Source organism: Corallococcus sp. AB011P (assembly GCF_003611605.1).
Taxonomy (GTDB): domain Bacteria; phylum Myxococcota; class Myxococcia; order Myxococcales; family Myxococcaceae; genus Corallococcus; species Corallococcus coralloides.
Genome location: NZ_RAVX01000008.1, coordinates 35,920 through 54,105 on the forward strand (window position 1 = coordinate 35,920; position 18,186 = coordinate 54,105).

The 18,186-nt window shown below is 68.6% G+C and carries 13 protein-coding genes; 12 read left to right on the forward strand and 1 reads right to left on the reverse strand.

Translation table 11 applies throughout. The features are described from left to right. Nucleotides 1-300: 300 nt before the first annotated feature. The 9 genes from D7X30_RS21410 (at nt 301) to D7X30_RS21450 (ending at nt 14,956) form a co-directional block, all read left to right on the forward strand. Nucleotides 301-2,670, forward strand: a complete 2,370-nt coding sequence (locus D7X30_RS21410) for a DNRLRE domain-containing protein (RefSeq protein ID WP_158619319.1) — start codon at nt 301-303, stop codon at nt 2,668-2,670. A gap of 320 nt (nt 2,671-2,990) precedes the next feature. Then, nucleotides 2,991-5,849, forward strand: a complete 2,859-nt coding sequence (locus tag D7X30_RS21415) for an FG-GAP-like repeat-containing protein (protein WP_120564816.1) — start codon at nt 2,991-2,993, stop codon at nt 5,847-5,849. A gap of 258 nt (nt 5,850-6,107) precedes the next feature. After that, nucleotides 6,108-7,646, forward strand: a complete 1,539-nt coding sequence (locus tag D7X30_RS21420; RefSeq protein ID WP_370051511.1) for an ATP-binding protein — start codon at nt 6,108-6,110, stop codon at nt 7,644-7,646. Beyond that, nucleotides 7,643-8,995 carry a sigma-54 dependent transcriptional regulator gene (locus tag D7X30_RS21425; protein ID WP_120564818.1) on the forward strand — a complete coding sequence of 451 codons (1,353 nt, stop codon included), beginning with the start codon at nt 7,643-7,645 and terminating at the stop codon, nt 8,993-8,995. Before D7X30_RS21420 ends, D7X30_RS21425 begins: the two co-directional genes overlap by 4 nt. 181 nt (nt 8,996-9,176) lie before the next feature. Next, nucleotides 9,177-10,748 (forward strand): SulP family inorganic anion transporter, encoded by a 1,572-nt coding sequence (locus tag D7X30_RS21430; RefSeq protein ID WP_120564819.1) that lies wholly within the window; start codon nt 9,177-9,179, stop codon nt 10,746-10,748. Next, nucleotides 10,745-11,443 carry a carbonic anhydrase gene (locus D7X30_RS21435; protein ID WP_120564820.1) on the forward strand — a complete coding sequence of 233 codons (699 nt, stop codon included), beginning with the start codon at nt 10,745-10,747 and terminating at the stop codon, nt 11,441-11,443. The genes D7X30_RS21430 and D7X30_RS21435 overlap by 4 nt, the downstream gene beginning before the upstream one ends. A gap of 217 nt (nt 11,444-11,660) precedes the next feature. Then, nucleotides 11,661-12,335, forward strand: coding sequence for a DUF4476 domain-containing protein (locus tag D7X30_RS21440; protein WP_120564821.1), 675 nt, complete (start codon nt 11,661-11,663; stop codon nt 12,333-12,335). Between the two features lie 88 nt (nt 12,336-12,423). After that, nucleotides 12,424-13,596, forward strand: a complete 1,173-nt coding sequence (locus tag D7X30_RS21445) for a triacylglycerol lipase (protein ID WP_120564822.1) — start codon at nt 12,424-12,426, stop codon at nt 13,594-13,596. Nucleotides 13,597-13,627: 31 nt separating this feature from the next. Further along, the gene (locus D7X30_RS21450) at nt 13,628-14,956 is read left to right on the forward strand and encodes a PQQ-dependent sugar dehydrogenase (protein ID WP_199724476.1); all 1,329 of its coding nucleotides are present in this window, start codon (nt 13,628-13,630) and stop codon (nt 14,954-14,956) included. A 13-nt stretch (nt 14,957-14,969) separates the two neighbouring features. Here D7X30_RS21450 and D7X30_RS21455 read toward each other — a convergent pair whose 3' ends face one another. Then, nucleotides 14,970-15,632 (reverse strand): hypothetical protein, encoded by a 663-nt coding sequence (locus D7X30_RS21455; RefSeq protein ID WP_147443267.1) that lies wholly within the window; start codon nt 15,630-15,632, stop codon nt 14,970-14,972. Between the two features lie 127 nt (nt 15,633-15,759). Here D7X30_RS21455 and D7X30_RS21460 point away from each other — a divergent pair, with 127 nt between their 5' ends. From D7X30_RS21460 to D7X30_RS21470, 3 genes are read left to right on the forward strand one after another with little or no spacing between them, the layout of a single operon-like run. Continuing rightward, complete coding sequence (locus tag D7X30_RS21460) at nt 15,760-15,969, forward strand: hypothetical protein (protein WP_120564825.1); 210 nt, start codon at nt 15,760-15,762, stop codon at nt 15,967-15,969. Nucleotides 15,970-16,018: 49 nt separating this feature from the next. Continuing rightward, a complete protein-coding gene (locus D7X30_RS21465) occupies nt 16,019-17,551 on the forward strand; it encodes a pectate lyase (protein WP_120564826.1) in 1,533 nt (510 codons plus the stop codon). A gap of 52 nt (nt 17,552-17,603) precedes the next feature. Next, a complete protein-coding gene (locus D7X30_RS21470; RefSeq protein WP_120564827.1) occupies nt 17,604-18,092 on the forward strand; it encodes an 8-oxo-dGTP diphosphatase in 489 nt (162 codons plus the stop codon). Nucleotides 18,093-18,186: the final 94 nt, after the last annotated feature.

The window sequence follows — 18,186 nt, forward strand, 5'->3', positions numbered from 1 at the left end:
CTGGGTGCGCTCGGAGTCTTACAACTCCTACCAGCTCGTCGGAGGGCTAGCGCATCCTCGTACCCTGGGAGGGAAGCGCGTCGCCTCACGGACGGAAGCGGCGCTCCCGGGCAGGGCGGTCCGTTGCCACGCCTGGCGCCCGGGCCCCGGACCTGCTGTGCACCCCTGTGCAATCAAGTGTGGCACCAGCCCTGCAGTCGGACCCCGTTGGAAGTTTCTCGACGGGGGCCGGGACCGATGGGGACGAAACGCAGGTGGCTGGGAGCGGTGGTGGCACTGGGGGTGGTGGGGTGCGGGCCGATGGAGCCAGCGGAGAGGGAGGACGGGCCGGACCCGGCCGCGCCCGCCGAATCGTCCGACCTGGGCCACGCCGAGCTCGCGGCGACCACCACCACGCGCACCCTGACGGCGTACGCGGACACGATGGCGGACGCCACCCAGCCGGATACCGGCTTCGCCTCGGCGCAGACGCTCTACGCGGACGCCTCGCCACGGCGCCAGCCCTACCTTCGCTTCAACCTTTCAAGTGTGGAGGGGGTCATCACCTCCGCGAAGCTGCGCGTGTACGTAGTGGATGGCAGCAAGGACGGCCCGGCCGTCTACGGGGTGCGTCCCGACTGGAGCGTCTCCACGCTCACCTGGAACAAGGCGCCGGCCGTCCTGACGCAGAAGCTGGCGGACGTGGGCGCGGTCTCCGCGGGCACGTGGGTTGAGTACGACGTGTCCTCGTGGGTGAAGGCGAACTTCCACGACTATGCCTTCACGCTCGTCTCCACCACGAGCGACGGCACTGGCATCGAGGCGAATGACGCGCCGGGCAGCAACAACCCGCGCCTGGTCCTCACCATCCAAGATTGCCCGGGTCCGGAGACGGACGTCGTCTCCCCCCGCTTCGACACCTGGGTGTCCCAGGCGGAGCCCACGCGGCGCAACCCCGGCAGCAAGGCGCTCACGGCGGACGGCGCCCCAGAGAGCGAGGCGTACCTGTCCTTCGACGTGGCCACGGGCGGGCGCACGCTGACGGGGGCGCGGCTGCGCGTCTTCGCGACGGGAGGAGGGACGGCGAACGCGCCGGCCGTTCACGCCACGACAAACTGGAGCGGCGAGGACTTCGACTGGACGGGCCGCCCGGCGGTGGCCCCCACCCCGCTGGCGGACAAGGGCAGCGTCAGCGGTGGAACCTGGGTGGAGTACGACGTGGGGGCGGCCCTCTCCGGAGACGGGCGCTACGGCTTCGGGCTTTTGCCCCAGAGCACGGACGGAATGACCTTCACCTCCATGGAGGGCCCGATCCTGCAATGGCCGCAGCTCGTCCTTTCGTACACGGCCTCGACGTGCGCGTACCGGGGGCTCAGCCGCGTGGGAGGCACCCTGGGGGCCAGCTGGCACATGTTCCACGGGGGCGATGAGCGGGTGGTCTCCACGGCGGCGACCCCTGACGGGGGCTGGGTGGCGCTCGGGTCATACGTGTCCAATGGCAGCGCCAATCCGCCCAACTTTGGAGGGGGCCCGTTGCCGGGCATCCAGGGCTTCGCGGTGACGCGTTACCTCGAGAACGGCGGGGTGGATTGGAGCGTGGGCCATGCCGGCCAGATGTTCCCGGCGGGACTCGCGGTGGCTCCGACGGGCCATGTCCTCGTGGTGGGCCGCTACTACGGCGCACCGGACCTGGGCACGGGCCCGCTGCCGCAAACCACTGCGGCACGCCTCTTCGTGGCGCGGCTGACCTCGGACGGAGTCACGGAGTGGGTGCGGACCTTCGCCTCCACGTACAGCGGCCAGTCGGGCCTGCTCGAGTCCACCAGCATCACCACGGATCCGGACGGTGCGCCCATCATCGCGGGCCGGTTCTTCGGTGAAGTGGACTTCGGCGGCGGGCCTCTGCGCTCGGACGGTTCGCAGGCGCAGGATGGCAGCGCCCTGTACCTGCTGAAGCTCGCGGCGGACGGCTCGCACGCGTGGTCGCGGAGCTTCGCGGCCGCGGATGTGGCCTCCCAGTTGGAGGTGGCGGCGGACAGCGCGGGCAACCTCTATCTCAGCGGCTCGGCACTGGGCGGCACGGAGCTCGCCCCGAGCGGCAGCGGGCCCACGCCCTTCGTGGCGCGGCTCACCGCAGCGGGCGAGCGGGTGTGGACGCGCGCCTGGACTGGAGCCAACGGCGCCACCGTGGCGGTCGTTCCATACGGCGGCGACGTGTACTTCAGCGGCACCTTCACGGGCACCTTCACCTTCGCGGGCACGACGTACACCCAGGTGCCCACGGATTACAGCGGCGCGCCGGACGACCTGTTCCTGGGGCGGCTGAAGGCGGATGGCACCGACGTATGGCTGAAGCACGTGGGCTCGCCGTACGGCGAGAGCGCCCGGGGGCTCACGGTCACCCGCGGCGGCACGGTGGTGCTGTGGGCACAGTCGAGCGGCCCGGTGAGCTTCGGGGGCGGCACGCTGCGGGGAGGCCCCATCTACGCGGGCTACTCGACGGCCGGCACCCACCGCTGGTCCCGCTACTTCCCACTCACCGGGCAGCCCATCGCGCTCACCACGGGGGAGCTCCTGTTGGGCACGACCCTGTGGGCCACGACCCAGGTGGACGGCCTCCTCTTCGAACCCTTCTCCTGGCACGGCACGACCGTCACGGACGACGCACTCTTCCTCCGGCTGCGGCCTTGACGCAGGCGTTGCCCCCGGGGCCGTGCGCAGCCAGTCCCGGGGGCAGCGTCCGCCGTGCGCGTCAAACGGGAATTGCTACGCCTTGTGCGCCAATGACACATGAAGTCGGTGAATACATCCGCGCCCGGCCCGTCCACCGCCGGCCTCCAACAATATAATACAAGCGGTGTCCCTGAACGGGATTCATGTCAGCACCGTGGCGTAGCCATCCAAAGACCCACCACGTTCGGTTTTGACCCAGTTGCTGGAGTTCAAGGGAACTCAATATACACCGGCCAACTCCTGGCGCTGCCAGCCCGTGCAGCGTGAAACGAGGAAGCATGGCCCCCGTGAAGCAGCGAAGGAAATCACTCATCTTGACGGCTGACATCCGGCTGTCAGCCGTCTCTCTGTTCTTGATGACTGCCTGTGGCGAGACCCGGGAGGAAGGACAGCCCCCACTGGCCCAGGCCGCCGCGGCGGTAGATGGCGAGTGCGTGGTCCAACCGCCCTTCAATCCCAACTTCGAGCCGGAACTGGAGTGGGCCTGGAGTGGAAGCACCGTCCTGCCACTGCACAATCAGGTCATGATGACGCCCATCGTCGTGGAGGTGAACGGCGATGGCATCCCAGACGTCATCTTCAGCTCCTTCGCGGGCGCCAACTACACGACGGATGCCGTCTTGCGTGCCATCAGCGGCGCGGACGGCAGCGAGCTGTGGACCGTGACGGACCCGTCCCTGCGCGTGCGGGGAGCCGCGAGCGTGGCCGGCGCGGACATCGACGGTGACGGCCTGGTGGAGCTGTGCGCCATGCCGTCGAGCGGCGGCGGCATCCTCTGCTTTGAGAACACCGGCGCGTTCAAGTTCCGGACGGAGGGAACGATGAACGCCTGGGGAGGCGTCTCGTTCTCGGACCTGGACGGTGATGGCTCCGTGGAGATCATCAACGGCAATCAAGTCTTCAGCAACACGGGCGTGCTGAAGTGGTCTGGGATTGATGGCATGGGCGGCCAGTCCACCGGCCCCATCTCGTTCGCGGCGGACATTGACGGTGACGGCTTGCGGGAGGTGGTCAATGGCCGGGCCATCTACCGCCATGACGGCACGCTCAAGTGCAGGAACACGAGCATCGGGCATGGACTGGCCGGCGTGGCCAACTTCGACAGTGATCCCCACGGAGAGGTCGTGGTGGTGTCCGCCGGTCGAGTCTCACTGATGGATGACGACTGCACCCTGCTCTGGACCCAGGTCATACCCGGCGGCGGCAACGGTGGCGCGCCCAACATCGCCGACTTCGACGCAGACGGCCTGCCGGAGATCGGCGTGGCCGGCGCCTCGCGGTACTCCGTCTTCGAAACGAATGGCACCGTCAAGTGGTCCAGCCCCGTCCAGGACGGGAGCTCGAACGTGACGGGGTCGTCCACGTTCGACTTCGAAGGGGATGGGAAGGCGGAGGTGGTCTACGCCGACGAGGTCCGCCTGCGCATCTACGACGGTGCGACAGGCGCGGTGCGTTTCAGCGTGGCGCATGCCTCCGGGACGACCTACGAGAACCCGCTCATTGTCGACGTGGACGGTGACGACAACGCGGAGATCGTCGTCGCCTCGAACAACTATCATTTCCCTGGTGCCACGGGCATCCGCGTGTTCCGCGACCGCGCGGATGGTTGGGTGAACACCCGCCGTATCTGGAACCAGCACGCGTACTCCGTCACCCACATCAACGACGATGGCACCGTCCCCGCGCACCCCATCGATAACTGGCGGACCCCTGGGCTCAATACCTTCCGCTCCAACAGCCAGGGCAGCGGCTCCACCAATCCCTTTGCCGCCGCGGATGTGACGGTGACGGAGGTCAGCGCCGGGTGCGACCGGGCGACTGGAGCCCTCAGTCTCAACGCGCAGGTCTACAATCAGGGGGATGCCGCCGTCTCCGCCGGGCTGCCCGTAGCCTTCTACCAGGGCAATCCCGCCGCGGGAGGCACGCTGCTGGGCGTGGCCACCCTCTCCTCCGTGCTCACCGCGGGCCATGGCGCGGTCGCAACCCTCTTGCTCGCCTCCGCCCCTGGCGGGACCGCGGAGATCTGGGCCGTGGCGGACAACGATGGCACGGGCGTCGGCCGGGAAACCGAGTGCGTGGAGACCAACAACAGCGGCAGCGCGCCCGTCAGCATGGCCTGCTCCACCAACGTCCCGCCTGTCGCTGTCTGCAAGGACGTCAGCGTCAGCGCCAGCGCCGTCACCTGTAGCGTCCAGGCGAGCGTGGATGACGGAAGCCATGATCCGGACCAGCAGCCCTCGCCCCTCATCCTCACCCAATCCCCCTCGGGTCCGTTCGGCCCGGGCAGCCACTCCGTCTCGTTGACGGTTTCCGACGGGCAGTCGAGCGACTCCTGCACTGCCACCGTCACCGTCGTCGACACCACGGCCCCCGTCATCACCTGTCCGGCCGAGCGCATCGTGGAAGCCACGGGCCCGGAGGGAGCCTTCGTCATTCCCGGGGAGGCCACCGGTTCAGACGCATGTGGCGCGACGATCAGCGGCCCTCCCGCTGGAACCCATCCCCTGGGGACCACGGCGGTGACGTACACCGCCACGGACGCAGCGGGCCTCAGCGCTTCCTGCACCACCGCCATCCACGTGGTGACCCACGACTCGGCTCCCCCTGACCTCACCATGTGCAACATGCCGCGCTACACGTCGGCGGCGTTGATCAAGGCGTGTGGTTGGGCCACGCCCGGCTCCAGTGGCTCGGCCATCAGCGCGGTCCTGCTCACCATCGACGGTGGCGCCCCTGTGCGCCTCACGCCGGACCTCAGCGGCGGCCACGTCGTGAACTGGCTGGAGCTGCCCGAGGGCGAGCACACCATCACCCTCACCGTCATTGATACCAGTGGCGGCACCGCGACCCGGAGCATGGAGGTGACGGTGGACCGCACCGCGCCAGTCCTCCGGGTCCTCTCCCCCGCGCTCGATGTCCCCCAGCCATGGGTGGTGGACATCCTCACGGAGGTCACGGACCTGACCCCGGTGCGGGTGACCGCCAACTGGATCCACACGACGGACGTCGGCGCCGGGACGAACATCGCCGCGCACACGGTGGCCTTCTCGAGCCCCGGCTACAACGCCGTGCTCCTTCAGGCCACGGACGCCGCCGGCAACACCTCGGAGCAGGTCATCCAGGTGCTCGTGCAGTAGTCCCGAACAACCGGGTCTCGCCCTCCTGGAGGGAGGGCGAGACTCGCGGACGTGTGTCAGCGAGGAGCTTTTCCACGCGGCCTTCACGAGCGACTGCCGTGCGGGCCGAAATGTGTTGATGATGGGCGCATGTCGCCGCCCCCGGCCCATCCCTCCCTGACCTCTCTCGTGCCCCCACCGGGCGAGCTTCTTCGCACGCAGAGAAAAGCGGGCCGGTCCGCGGTGGTCGGTCTGATGCTCCTCTGGTGCGCCGCCTTCGTGAGTCCCTTCGTGACCTACCAGGCGGACGTGAAGGCGGCGGAGGGCGAGCTCCTCGTCCACCTGTCGGACCGCGCGGGCCTCCAGGCCCAGGCACTGGGCGCGCACCTCGGACTGCTGCGCGCGGAGCTGCAACGGCTCGCGGAGCACCCGTCGCTCAGGCCCGAGGATGGAGCGGGAGGGCCCGAGGTGGCGCTCCTCGAGAATGCCTTCGGACACACGTCCCTCTTCTCGGCCGGAGTCGCGCTGCTGTCATCGAGCGGCCAGCGCATCTGGAGCGACCCGGTGAACATGCCGCTCGGGCGCACACCGCTCACCTCGCGCCCGTGGTTCCGGCGGATGATGGAAAAGCGGGCCGCTTCGGTCGGACTGCTGGACGAGGAAGGTGGAGGGCTCGTCGCGGTCGCGGTCCCCATCGTGCGCGACGAGCGTGTCGTGGGCCTCCTCGTGGGCGAGCTCGCGACGGCGAGCGAGCTGCTACCGCCCCATCGCGGGGCGAACGAGTCCATGGTCGCCCTGCTCGGCGAGCGCGGCCGGCTCCTCCTGCCGGCAACACCCCCGCCCCTGCTGCGCCAGCCGGAGCTCGCCACACGCCTCCGCCCGCTGGTGGATGCTCCCGGAGCCATCACGCTCGGAGGCACGCGGCTGCTCGGCGCGGCGGCGCTCGTTCCCGGAACCGAGATGCTGCTCGCCGTGCTCGAGGACGAGGCGCGGGACCGCGAGCTGCTCAAGCGCCGCTACCTCGGCCAGCTCGGCTTCCACACCGCGCTGCTCGGCGGCGTGCTCCTCCTCTTCACGGTGCTCCTGCGTCGCTCCTACCGTTCGCTGATGGCAGCCGAAGAACAGCTGCGGCGCCAGGAGACGATGGCGGCGCTCGGCACGGCCTCCTCGCTCATCGCCCACGAGGTGAAGAACGCGCTCAACAGCATGCAGGCCGCGCTCAGCATGATTCGCGCGAAGGGAGGGGAGACGACCTTGCCCGTCCAGGCGCTGCGTTCCCAGGCGGACCGGCTCGGCCACCTCGCCCGCTCATTGCTGAGCTTTGCCTCCCCCCAGTCCACGCAGCGGCGCAGCTGCGAGATGCACCTGCTCGTCCAGGACGCGCTCCAAGCCGTGAAGCTCCTGCCGGAAGCAGCGGATGTCATCATCGAGACAACACTGCAGGAGGGGCTCTTCGTGAAGGGGGACCCGACGCTGCTGGTCTCCGCTGTCGACAATCTCATCCGCAACGCCGTCGAAGCCGGCGCCGTGGCTCATGATACAGGCCAGCAGCCCACGCCTCGCGTCGAGGTCCAGCTCCTCCGCGAAGGCATGGAGGTGGTGCTCGTCGTGGAGGACAACGCAGGCGGAGTGCCCCTGGCCTTCGAGCCCAGGCTCTGGGAGCCCTTCGCGGTGGGCCGGTCGAAGGGGATCGGGCTCGGGCTTCCGATGGTGCGCACGGCCATCCGCGCGCATGATGGAGGAAGCGTCTCCTATACCCGCGTGCCCGGCGGCAGCCGCTTCACGGTTCGTCTTCCACTTGAGAAAATGGCCTCATGAGCACCTCCCTGCTGCTCGTTGATGACGACCGGACCTTCTCCTCGCTCGCGGCCTCCATGCTGAGCCAGGAGGGCTTTCGCGTCCGGGTCGCGCGCTCGCTGCATGAGACCCGCGTCGCGCTCGCCGCCGAGGCGCCTGACCTCGTCGTGCTGGACCGAAGGCTGCCGGACGGAGATGGGCTTGTCTTCCTGCCCGAGCTGCGTGCCCAGCTTCCGGCGACCGTCGTGCTGATGGTGACCGCGCACGGCGATATCGAGAGCGCTGTCGAGGCCATCCGGGCGGGTGCTCGCGACTACCTGAGCAAGCCGGTCGAGATTGACGACCTGGTGATGCGCGCGCGCCGCGCGGCCAGCGACCTCCAGCTCCAGGAACGGCTGCGCCAGGCCGAGAGCGTCCTCGAAGGCCGGCATCGGATGGCGGAGTCCCGCTCTCCGGCGATGCAGCGAACCCTCCAGATGCTGGAGCGGATCGCCACCACTCCGCGAAGTCCCGTCCTGCTGCTCGGGGAGACCGGAACGGGGAAGGCGGTGCTCGCCCGCCATCTCCACGCCCTGCGCCAGAAGCAGGGGGCCTTCGTGCAGATCAACTGCGCCGCGCTCCCGGACACGATGATGGAGAGCGAGCTCTTCGGACACGAGCGCGGCGCCTTCACGGATGCGAAGACGGCCAGGCGCGGGCTCGTGGAGCTCGCGAGCGATGGGCTGCTCTTCCTCGACGAGGTGGGTGAGCTGCCGCTCGCGCTCCAGGCCAAGCTGCTCACCTTTCTCGACAAGGGGGCCTTCCGGCGACTCGGTGGCATGACGGAGCTCACGAGCACCGCCCGGATTGTCGCCGCCACCAACAAGGACCTCGAAGCGGAGGTCACCGCCGGGCGCTTTCGCGAGGACCTCCTCTTCCGGCTCGGCGTGTTCCGGGTGGACGTGCCCCCCTTGCGTGAGCGTCGCGAGGACGTGCTGCCGCTCGCGCGGACGCTCGTGCTGGAGCTCTGCTCGGAACTCGGCCGGCGCCCGGTCCCCTTCTCCCCCGCCGCGGAGGAGCGCCTGGTCAGCTATCCCTTCCCCGGCAATGTCCGGGAGCTGCGCAACGTGCTCGAACGGGCGCTCGTGCTCGAGGGCGGGCCCGCGCTCGAGCTGCAGTCGCTCGCCAAGGGAGGCGGCGCGCCGGCCCCGGTCGACCCCAACGCCTTCTCCGTGTCAGGCCCACCCCGGCCGCTCGATGAAGTGGAGCGACTCTACGTCCGGCACGTGCTCGAGCAGCTTGGGGGCAGGCGCATGGAGGCGGCCCGCGCACTGGGCCTGTCCTATCCGACCTTCCTCCGCCGCCTGGAGGAGAACCCGCCCTCGGAGTGAAGGACTTTAAAATTCGTTCATCACCCGGGCCGCGGGCTTCAAGATTCTTTCATCGCCCCGTCCGGAGGCGGCCCGCCCTCGACGGGAAGCGCCCGGAACTGACTGGCACAACGATTGCGTAGCTCCCCCCTGTCACGCCAAGCCCTGGTGTGGCGTGACAGCTGACAGGGGAGCTCAAGCAATGACTTCGGATGTAAAGGCAGCAGAGGCGAGGCCTTCGGTGAAGGCGATTCTCGCTTCGGATTTGCCAGCTTCGCTGGTGGTGTTCCTGGTGGCCCTGCCCCTCTGTATGGGCATCGCGCTCGCCTCTGGAGCGCCCATCATGGCGGGCCTCATTGCCGGCGTCGTGGGAGGCCTGGTGGTGGGCTTCCTGGGTGGCGTGCCGCTTCTGGTGAGCGGCCCCGCGGCGGGCCTCGCGGTGATGGTCTTTGGTTTCATCCAGCAGCTGGGCTTCGCCGTGACGTGCGCGGCGGTGGCCGCCGCGGGACTCGTGCAGGTGGCGCTCGGCGGGCTGAAGGTCGCGCGTTCGGCGCTGGCCATCTCGCCGGCAGTGATCCACGGCATGCTCGCGGGTATCGGCATTCTCATCGTGCTGGGGCAGGTCCACATCGTTCTGGGTGGCTCTCCGCAGAGCAATGCCTGGAGCAACATCCGGGAGCTGCCCGGGCAGATCCTCAACCTCCATGGCGCGGCCACGCTGCTGGGCCTGCTGACGCTGGGAATCCTCATCGCGTGGGGGTTCCTGCCGAACGGCCGGCTGAAGAAGGTCCCGGGGCCGCTGGTGGCGGTCGTGGGTGGGACCGTGATCGCGGCGGTGATGAACGCGGACGTGGCCCGGGTGCAACTGGCGGCGGATGCGCTGTCCGCCATCAAGCTGCCGTCCCTTCCGGAAGGCTCCATGTGGGGCGCCTTCGCCGTGGCCGTGTTCTCCCTCGCGCTCGTGGCGAGCGCCGAGTCGCTCTTGAGCGCGGTGGCAACCGACAAGCTCCACACGGGCCCGCGGGCGAACCTGGATCGCGAGCTGCTCGCGCAGGGTGTGGCGAACACCTTCTCCGGTCTGCTCGGCGGTCTGCCCATCACCGGCGTCATCGTGCGCAGCGCGGCGAACATCAACGCCGGCGCGAAGACGCGCTGGTCGGCGATCCTGCACGCGGTGTGGATGCTGGCCTTCATCACCCTGCTGGGGAGCCTCGCGGCCTACGTGCCCCTGACGGTGCTCGCGGGCCTGCTCGTGCACGTGGGCCTGAAGCTCGTGAACCTCGCCCACATCCGGGAGCTGCGGCACCGGGGTGAGCTGCCCGTCTATCTCATCACCGTGGCCGGTGTGGTGGGCATCAACCTGCTCGCGGGCATCGGTCTGGGACTCGGCGCGGCCATCCTCCGGCTCCTGTGGCAGCTGGGCCAGGTGCGCGTGGAGATCCACGCCGACAAGGGCGTCCACCAGGTCTGCATCAGCGGCGCGCTGACGTTCGTCGGGGTGCCGAAGCTTTCGACGGCGCTCGCGAAGATTCCGTCGGGCTCCAAGGTTGAGGTGGACGTGGCCGTGAACACGCTCGACCACTCCGGCTTCGAAGCACTCGAGAGCTGGGCTGACACGCATCGCAAGACGGGTGGCACCGTGAGAATGGAGCCGCTCGAGGACGTCTGGACCCGGCGCAGCGCGCGTGTGGCGCCCGCCACGGGGCCTGCCGCCTCATCCTCTTCCTCCCCCGTTCATCACGTTTCGACTCTTTCTCCCGGAGGTGTGCAGTGAAGAAGCTCATCCGAGGCCTGCTCGATTTCCAGCGCCACACCCTGCCCTCGTACCGGGCGACCTTCGCGCGGCTCGCGAAGGGTCAGTCCCCTGACTGCCTCTTCATCAGCTGCTCGGACAGCCGCGTGGTGCCGAACCTTCTCGTCTCCACGGACCCCGGCGACCTCTTCACCGTGCGCAACGTGGGCAACCTCGTTCCGCCGGCCAAGCCGGGCGGACAGCCCTCGGCGGACCGCGGGGAGGCGGCGGCCATCGAGTTCTCCCTGGGCTTCCTGCCCATCGAGGACGTCGTGGTCTGCGGACACTCGAGCTGCGGCGCGATGAAGGCCATCCTGGCCGGTGGCACCGTGGACGGCGCACCGAACCTCGAGAAGTGGCTCGCGCACGGAACGCCCTCGCTCCAGGCGCTGCGTGAGAGGAACACCCAGGTGGGCGAGGGGCTGCCGGACGCGGATCGCCTCTCCCAGCTGAACGTCCTCGAGCAGTTGGAGCACCTGAAGACCTACCCCATCGTGCGCGACAGGCTCGCGGCGGGGACGCTGCGGCTGCACGGCTGGTGGTTCGACATCGGGGCGGCGCAGGTCCACGCCTACCGCGACGACCTCGGCCGCTTCGTGCCCATCGACGAGACCGAGGGCGACCGGCTCCTGATGTCGCTGACGGACGAGCCGCCCGCGCTCCGCGCCGTCCAGTAAGGCAGCACTGAGCCAAGGCAACACCGAGCCTCGGCGATCCCGCGTTCAGCGTGGATCGCCGGGGCTCTGCTTTTCTCAAACAATGAGTCCAGGCCTGCTCAGCCGCGCCGTGCGTTTCAGGTGAATAAATGCGCGGACGGTGCGTGGAGATGGCACGGCGGCGGGAACGCTTGAGCGTACCGACCGCACCGAACCCGTTTCCCACCAGGTCTTCACAATGAATCGCATCGTCCGTGCCGCGCTCGTTTCGTCCCTGTTCGTTTCGTCCGCCAGCTTCGCGCAGGACGCGGAGTTCAACATGCAGGTGGACATCGAAGATCAGGACATGCCCTCCGCGCGCATCAAGATGAAGACCACGACGAACGTGGATGGTGAGGAGACGACCACCGTGAAGGTGCGCGGCGGCGGAGCCCGGATGGACGTGCGGATGACGGGTGGAATGACGGAGTCGGAGAGTCACAGCGAGCACCGCGAGACCCGAACGACGGAGACCCGGCGGGAGCCCCGGATGGACTCCCGGCCGGAGATGCCGATGGCCGCCGAGCCCTCTCACCGCGACTGTGGCACGCGTTCGGACGAGGGCTGCATGATGCGGCGGGATGGGCAGTTCCCGATGGACGCTTCCACCTGGAGCGGCTTCTACCAGTCGCTCAAGAGCGAGAACAACGAGATCGTCCGCCAGGAGAAGGCGGACAAGATGCTCAAGCGCGTCTACCTGACCGCGGCGCAGTTCGGCATGGTGCTGGACCTGTTCAAGAATGAGATTGTCCGCCTGGACGTGGCGCGCGTGGCCGCGCCGCACGTGGTGAATCCGCAGCACGCGCTGGGCTTCTCCTCCAAGTGGCGCAACTCCATCAGCGGCAGCGAGTACACGGACATCATCACCCAGTAGTCCGGACAGACATTCCGGGACAGGGGTTCGGGACTTCACATTGACCCCTCCCCGGCGTCTGGGGCGGTCCTCGCGTTAGGATTGCCCCATGACCCACCGGCACCGCGTCTATCTGGTCCCCGGCTTCTTTGGCTTTACGCAGATGGGTGACAAGGAAACGGAGCGCATCGCCTACTTCCAGAACGTCCCCCGTTTGCTCGAGCAGCGATTCAAGGAGCGAGGCATCGATGCGCGGGTGCACGCCATCGCCTCCGCCCCCACCGCCGGGCTGGCGGTGCGTGCCCAGGACGTGTTCCGGGAAATGGCACGGACCGCGAACGAGGACGACGCGCAGCTTCACCTGGTCGGGCACTCCACGGGCGGGCTGGATGCGCGCAGTGTCGTCTCACCGCGAATGGCGCGGGGGGCTCCGGACTTCGTGAAGCGCGTGCGCTCGGTCGTGACCATCGCTACACCGCATCACGGCACCCCGCTGGCCAGCTTCTCCCACCAGGGCGGCGTGGGGAAGACGCTGCTGCGCTACCTGTGGCTCTTCACCTTCCTCACCCTGCACCGCAAGGCCATGCCCTTGCGGACCGCCGCGCTGCAGGCGTGCTACTGGCTCGTCCTGAGGAGCGAAGAGGCGAAGCTCCCGCCCAACCTCTTCAATCAAATCGTCCGGCTGACGGCGGACCTCTCCGAGAGCGAACGCGAAGACCTCATCCGGTTCTTCAGCCAGGTGGGCGAGAACCAGGCGCTCATCCAGGACCTCATGCCGGTCAGCATGCGGGCCTTCAACGCGGACACGGCGGACCGGGAGGACGTGCGCTACGGCTGCGTCGTCACGGGCGCGCCGCCGCCCAGGCTGGCCCTCCACCTGCTGCTCACCCCGGACGCGCTGCTGCACGGACTCTTCGCCTTCCTGTATGCGAAGAGCGCGCCCCTGCCCCGGGAGCTCCAGCTTCCCGAGCTCACGGTGGACCAGACCCAGGCCCTCCAGGATGTCCTCGGCAGGAGGTTCGAGTCCCGGAGCGATGGCGTCGTCCCGAGCCGCTCCCAGGTCTGGGGACAGGTCCTCCACGTCGCGACGGCGGACCACATGGACGTCATGGGCCACTTCGACCAGCCCCCGGAGCACATCAGCTGGCTGAAGTCGGGCTCCCACTTCCAGGAGCCGCAATTCCAGGCGATGTGGGACCGGGTGATCGACTTCACGGTGGGCGGCGCCGCGACTGTTCACCCAGGTAACGAAGAGGCTCAACGCATGTCCGTCGACGGGTGACGTCCCGCCCGTCCCGACGGAGAGTCACCCCATGCGCCATGGACTCGTGACCCCGTTCCTCGCCTCCCTCCTGCTGGGCGCCGTCCCCGAAGCCCGGGCCCAGACGCCCCAGCCGCCCACGCGACAGGAAGGCAACCTCGCCCCGGGGCGCGGGGGTGAAAGCCAGCAGTCCGTGCCGCGACAGGGAGACATCCCTTCGGGAGCACCCGTGGAGACCGCGCCCCCGAACGTCCCGGAGTTCAAGCCCGCGTTCCCGCAGCAGACGCGCGCCCCGGCGGTGAAGACGCGCACGCCCATCGTGGTGACGGAGATCGCCTCGGGCTTCAACAAGCCGTGGGCCATCGCGTTCCTGCCGGATGGCCGCTTCCTCGTCACGGAGAAGCCCACGGGTTCGCTCTACATCGTCACCGCCGCGGGCAAGAAGTCACCCCCGGTGGCGGGCCTCCCCAAGGTGGACGGCCGGGGACAGGGCGGGCTGCTCGACGTGGAGGTGGGGCCCGACTACGCGAAGAGCGGGCTCATCTACTGGACCTATTACGAGCCGAGGCAGGGCGGCAACGGGCTCGCGGTGGCGCGCGCGAAGCTGGTGGACGGCCCGAAGCCGCGCATCGAGGGGCTCCAGGTCATCTTCCGCATGCAGCCCACGCTCGAGTCCACGCTGCACGCGGGCGGACGGCTCGTCTTCACGCCGGACGGGAAGCTCTTCGTCACGCTCGGCGAGCGCTCCATCCTTCCCGGCCGCGTCCAGGCGCAGGACCTCAAGAGCGACTTCGGAAAGGTCGTTCGCATCAACCCGGATGGCTCCATCCCCCAGGACAATCCCTTCGTGGGCAGGAAGGACGCCCGGCCGGAGATCTGGTCCTCCGGGCACCGCAACATCCTCTCCGCGGCCATGGACGCCCAGCAGCGGCTCTGGATTGTCGAGATGGGGCCGCGCGGAGGTGATGAGCTCAACCGCCCGGAGGCTGGCAAGGACTACGGCTGGCCCACGATTGGCTATGGCGAGGAATACTCGGGCGAGCCCATCCACAAGACGACGCAGGCCGCGGGCATGGAGCAGCCTGTCTATTATTGGGATCCGGTCATCTCGCCTTCGGGGCTCACCATCTATTCGGGGGCGCTCTTTCCGGAGTGGAAGGGGAACTTCTTCATCGGTGGCCTGTCCAGCCAGGCGCTGGTGCGGCTGGTCCTGAAGGACGACCGCGTGGTCGGCGAGGAGCGCCTGCTCACGGAGCGCAACGCGCGGATCCGCGAGGTGGTCCAGGGGCCCGACGGTGCGCTCTACCTGCTCACGGACGATTCGAACGGCCGCCTGTGGAAGCTCACCCCGGGGACCACCCCGAAGGGCCGCGCCCCCTGAGCGTGCAGCTCAGCTAGGGGACGACGGGCGAAGTCAGCAACTTGTCCACCCACACAGACAATGGGTCAAGGCGCTTTGACGGAAGGCGCTCGACTTCCAGTGAGACGATCGTCCCCCGGTGCACGACGTAGCGACCGTACTTCCCACACCCCGTGACCAGGATCTCTTCGATTGGACCGGGAGAGAACCCCCGGCCGTCCGTCCCCACGTGGTCCCTGGCAATCAGGCGGCGGCTGACGGTGAGCGCTTCCACGGGACAATCGAGTTGGGTGACCACGTGCTCACGGACGCGCAGCACTTCTTCCGGCGTATGCGCATGTGAAGGGAACGCGGGCAGGTAGACGCCGTCGTTGAGCCAGGGAGAGCTCAGGGAGGCATCTCCCACTTCGCGCTCCACGGGCAGCAGACCGCCCTCGGCATCTCCGTAGTGGAGCCACTGTCCACAGCCCTCGGCCCGCACGACCTCATAGAACTTGGGAGGCGTGCCGTCGCAGACTGAATCCGAGGTTCGCTCGGGGACGACGCGGAGCTGCTGTTCAGGACAGCTGAAGCGCGCCGCCGCATCCGTCCGGATGAGCGCCATCTCCTCCTGCGTGTAGCGATGCGGTCCGCGCAGCAGGTCGACGGTGGCACAACCGGCCTGGAGCAGGAATGGAAGGAGGAGCAGGAGCCGCACGTCCCCATTGTCACCCTCCTCCTTGCGCATTCTCAACAGGAGGGATGTCTCACTGGGATTACGGCACTGAAGCGGATTTCCGGTTGAGGTATGCTTCGAGCCGAAACATCCTCACCGGGAGACACACATGTTGACGTCGTTGAAGAAGGCGGGCCGGGTGCTGTTCGCGATGGGCGCGGGTGCGTTCGTTTCCTTTGGCGCCACGCTGGCGCTGTCCACGCCCGCGACCGCGGAAGCGTCGCAGGTGGAGTGCTACGCCGAGGAGTGCAACGCCAGCTGTGTGGCGAAGGGCTTCCGCCTGGGCAAGTGTTACAAGGCGGCCTGTACCTGCTTCTAGGCTCGGCCCTCTCCAGGAGTGCGAGCCGGGTGTGCTACGAGTCACACCCATGAAAAGGCACCTCGCGCTCGCACTCCTCCCTGTCCTCTCCGCGTTGGCTTGTGTTTCACCGGGAGTCGAACTCGGTGAGTCCGAACAGGCGGCCACGACGCCGCTCCGGCAGAAGGCGCTGGGCCGCATGCGGAACGCGGCGAAGTACTTCCATGACAACGTCGCGCGCCACGGCGGCTATGCGTGGCACCACAACGCCACCAACCTGAGCGAGCGCTGGGGCGACATCCAGCTCGACGAGGATCAGATCATGATCCAGTCACCCGGGACGTCGGACGTCACCATCGCGTTTGTCGAAGCCGCCCTCGCGGACCCGGCGACTCCGGCGCTCAAGACCTATGCACTGGACGCGGCGATGGCGCTGCGCCACGGGCAGGTGAAGTCCGGGGGCTGGCGCCTCTACGCGGACTTCAAGCCGACGCCGCTCCTCAGGGCCTGCTACCTCAACACCACGGCGAGCTGCGGCTGTGGCGGCTGTACGATGACGGTCTACGACGACCAGGTCACGCAGAACGCGCTCATCGCGATGATGCGCACCGACCAGCTCCTCGGGTTCGCGAACACGGACATCTCCGGCTCCTCCGCGTACGCCCGCGCGCGGGTGGAGACCTCGCAGTTCCCCACGAACGGCGGCTTTCCCCAGGGGTTCGCCGGCCCTGTCTCCGCGCGGCCCGCGCTCTTCGCGAGCTACCCGCCGTCGATTGGCACCTCGTGCGGCCTGGCGAATTGCTACGCGAATTCGTACACGAACGAGTACTGGGACGACCCGACGCTGAACGACAACCTGGCGACGTCCTTCGTGGAGATGCTGTCTTGGGCGAAGGAGCTCTATCCCTCGCAGGCCGCGACGTATCAGTCCATGCGCACCGCGTTTGGTGACTTCCTCCGCCGTGCGCAGATGCCGCAGCCCCAGCCCGCCTGGGCGCAGCAATATGACCTCCAGATGCAGCCGCGCTGGGCGCGCAGCTGGGAGGCGCCAGCGATTGCCGGCCAGGAGAGCCAGGACGTCATGTGGGCGCTCTTGCGCCTCTACCAGCTCGACCCGGGCGTCCCGGCGAACCGCGCGGCCGTCGGCACCGCGCTCGCGTATCTGGAGAGCGTCGATTACGCCAATGACACCCTTCTCTCCCGCTACATCGAGCTCGACGACACCGCACCGTCGAACATCGGCTTCTACACGGTGAAGGCTGGCGGCTACCCGGTGCGGTTCTCGACCGCGCCGCCGACGTACCAGAACTACGGCTGGGAGGTTCCGTCGCAGCTCGCAGCCATCCGCGCGGAGTACGACCGGCTGGCGACCGACACGACCGTGATGAAGCGCTCGTGCCAGCAGCTGCGCGCCGACACGGCCCAGGCGGTCGACGCGGCCGTGAACAACGAGCGGTGGATCACCCCGTACAGCCCGGGCGGCCCGCGCAGTGGTGCCACGCCGGGTGACTACCTCGACACGAGCACGTTCGTGCGGAACCTGCGCACGCTGGCGGAGTTCGTCACGCGCACGACGACCGACTGCACCGCCTGGAACTATTGAGACGGCGCGCGCCGCTTGACGCCCTGCCCGAATCAGGCGACGAACCGGGCCCATGCCCTACACTCCCATCGTCGCCACGCTGGGCTACGTGATGTCGCCGGACGGCCAGCAGGTGCTGCTCATCCACCGGAACGCTCGCCCGGAGGATGCCCATTACGGCAAGTACAACGGCCTGGGCGGCAAGATGGAGCGCGACGAGGACATCGCCGCGTGCATGCGCCGCGAGATTCGCGAGGAGGCCGGCATCGAGTGCACACGCATGGTCCTGCGCGGCACCCTGTCCTGGCCCGGCTTCGGCAAGCACGGCGAGGACTGGCTGGGGTTCATCTTCCGCATCGACGCCTTCGAGGGCACACCCCTGGAGAGGAACCCCGAGGGCTCCCTGTCCTGGGTGCCCGTGTCCTCCATCCTGTCCCTGTCGCTGTGGGACGGAGACCGGCACTTCCTGCCGCTCGTGTTCGACGAGGACCCGCGCCCCTTCCACGGCGTCATGCCCTACGAGGGCGGCCGCGCGCTGAGCTGGTCCTTCACCCGACTGTAGGGCCCCCTCCGGGCGTCCGCCGACCAACGCTCGCGCCGGTTTTCCGGCCAGCGCCCCGGCCCGGCCCGCTACAACCGCCGCCCCCCACTTGGGA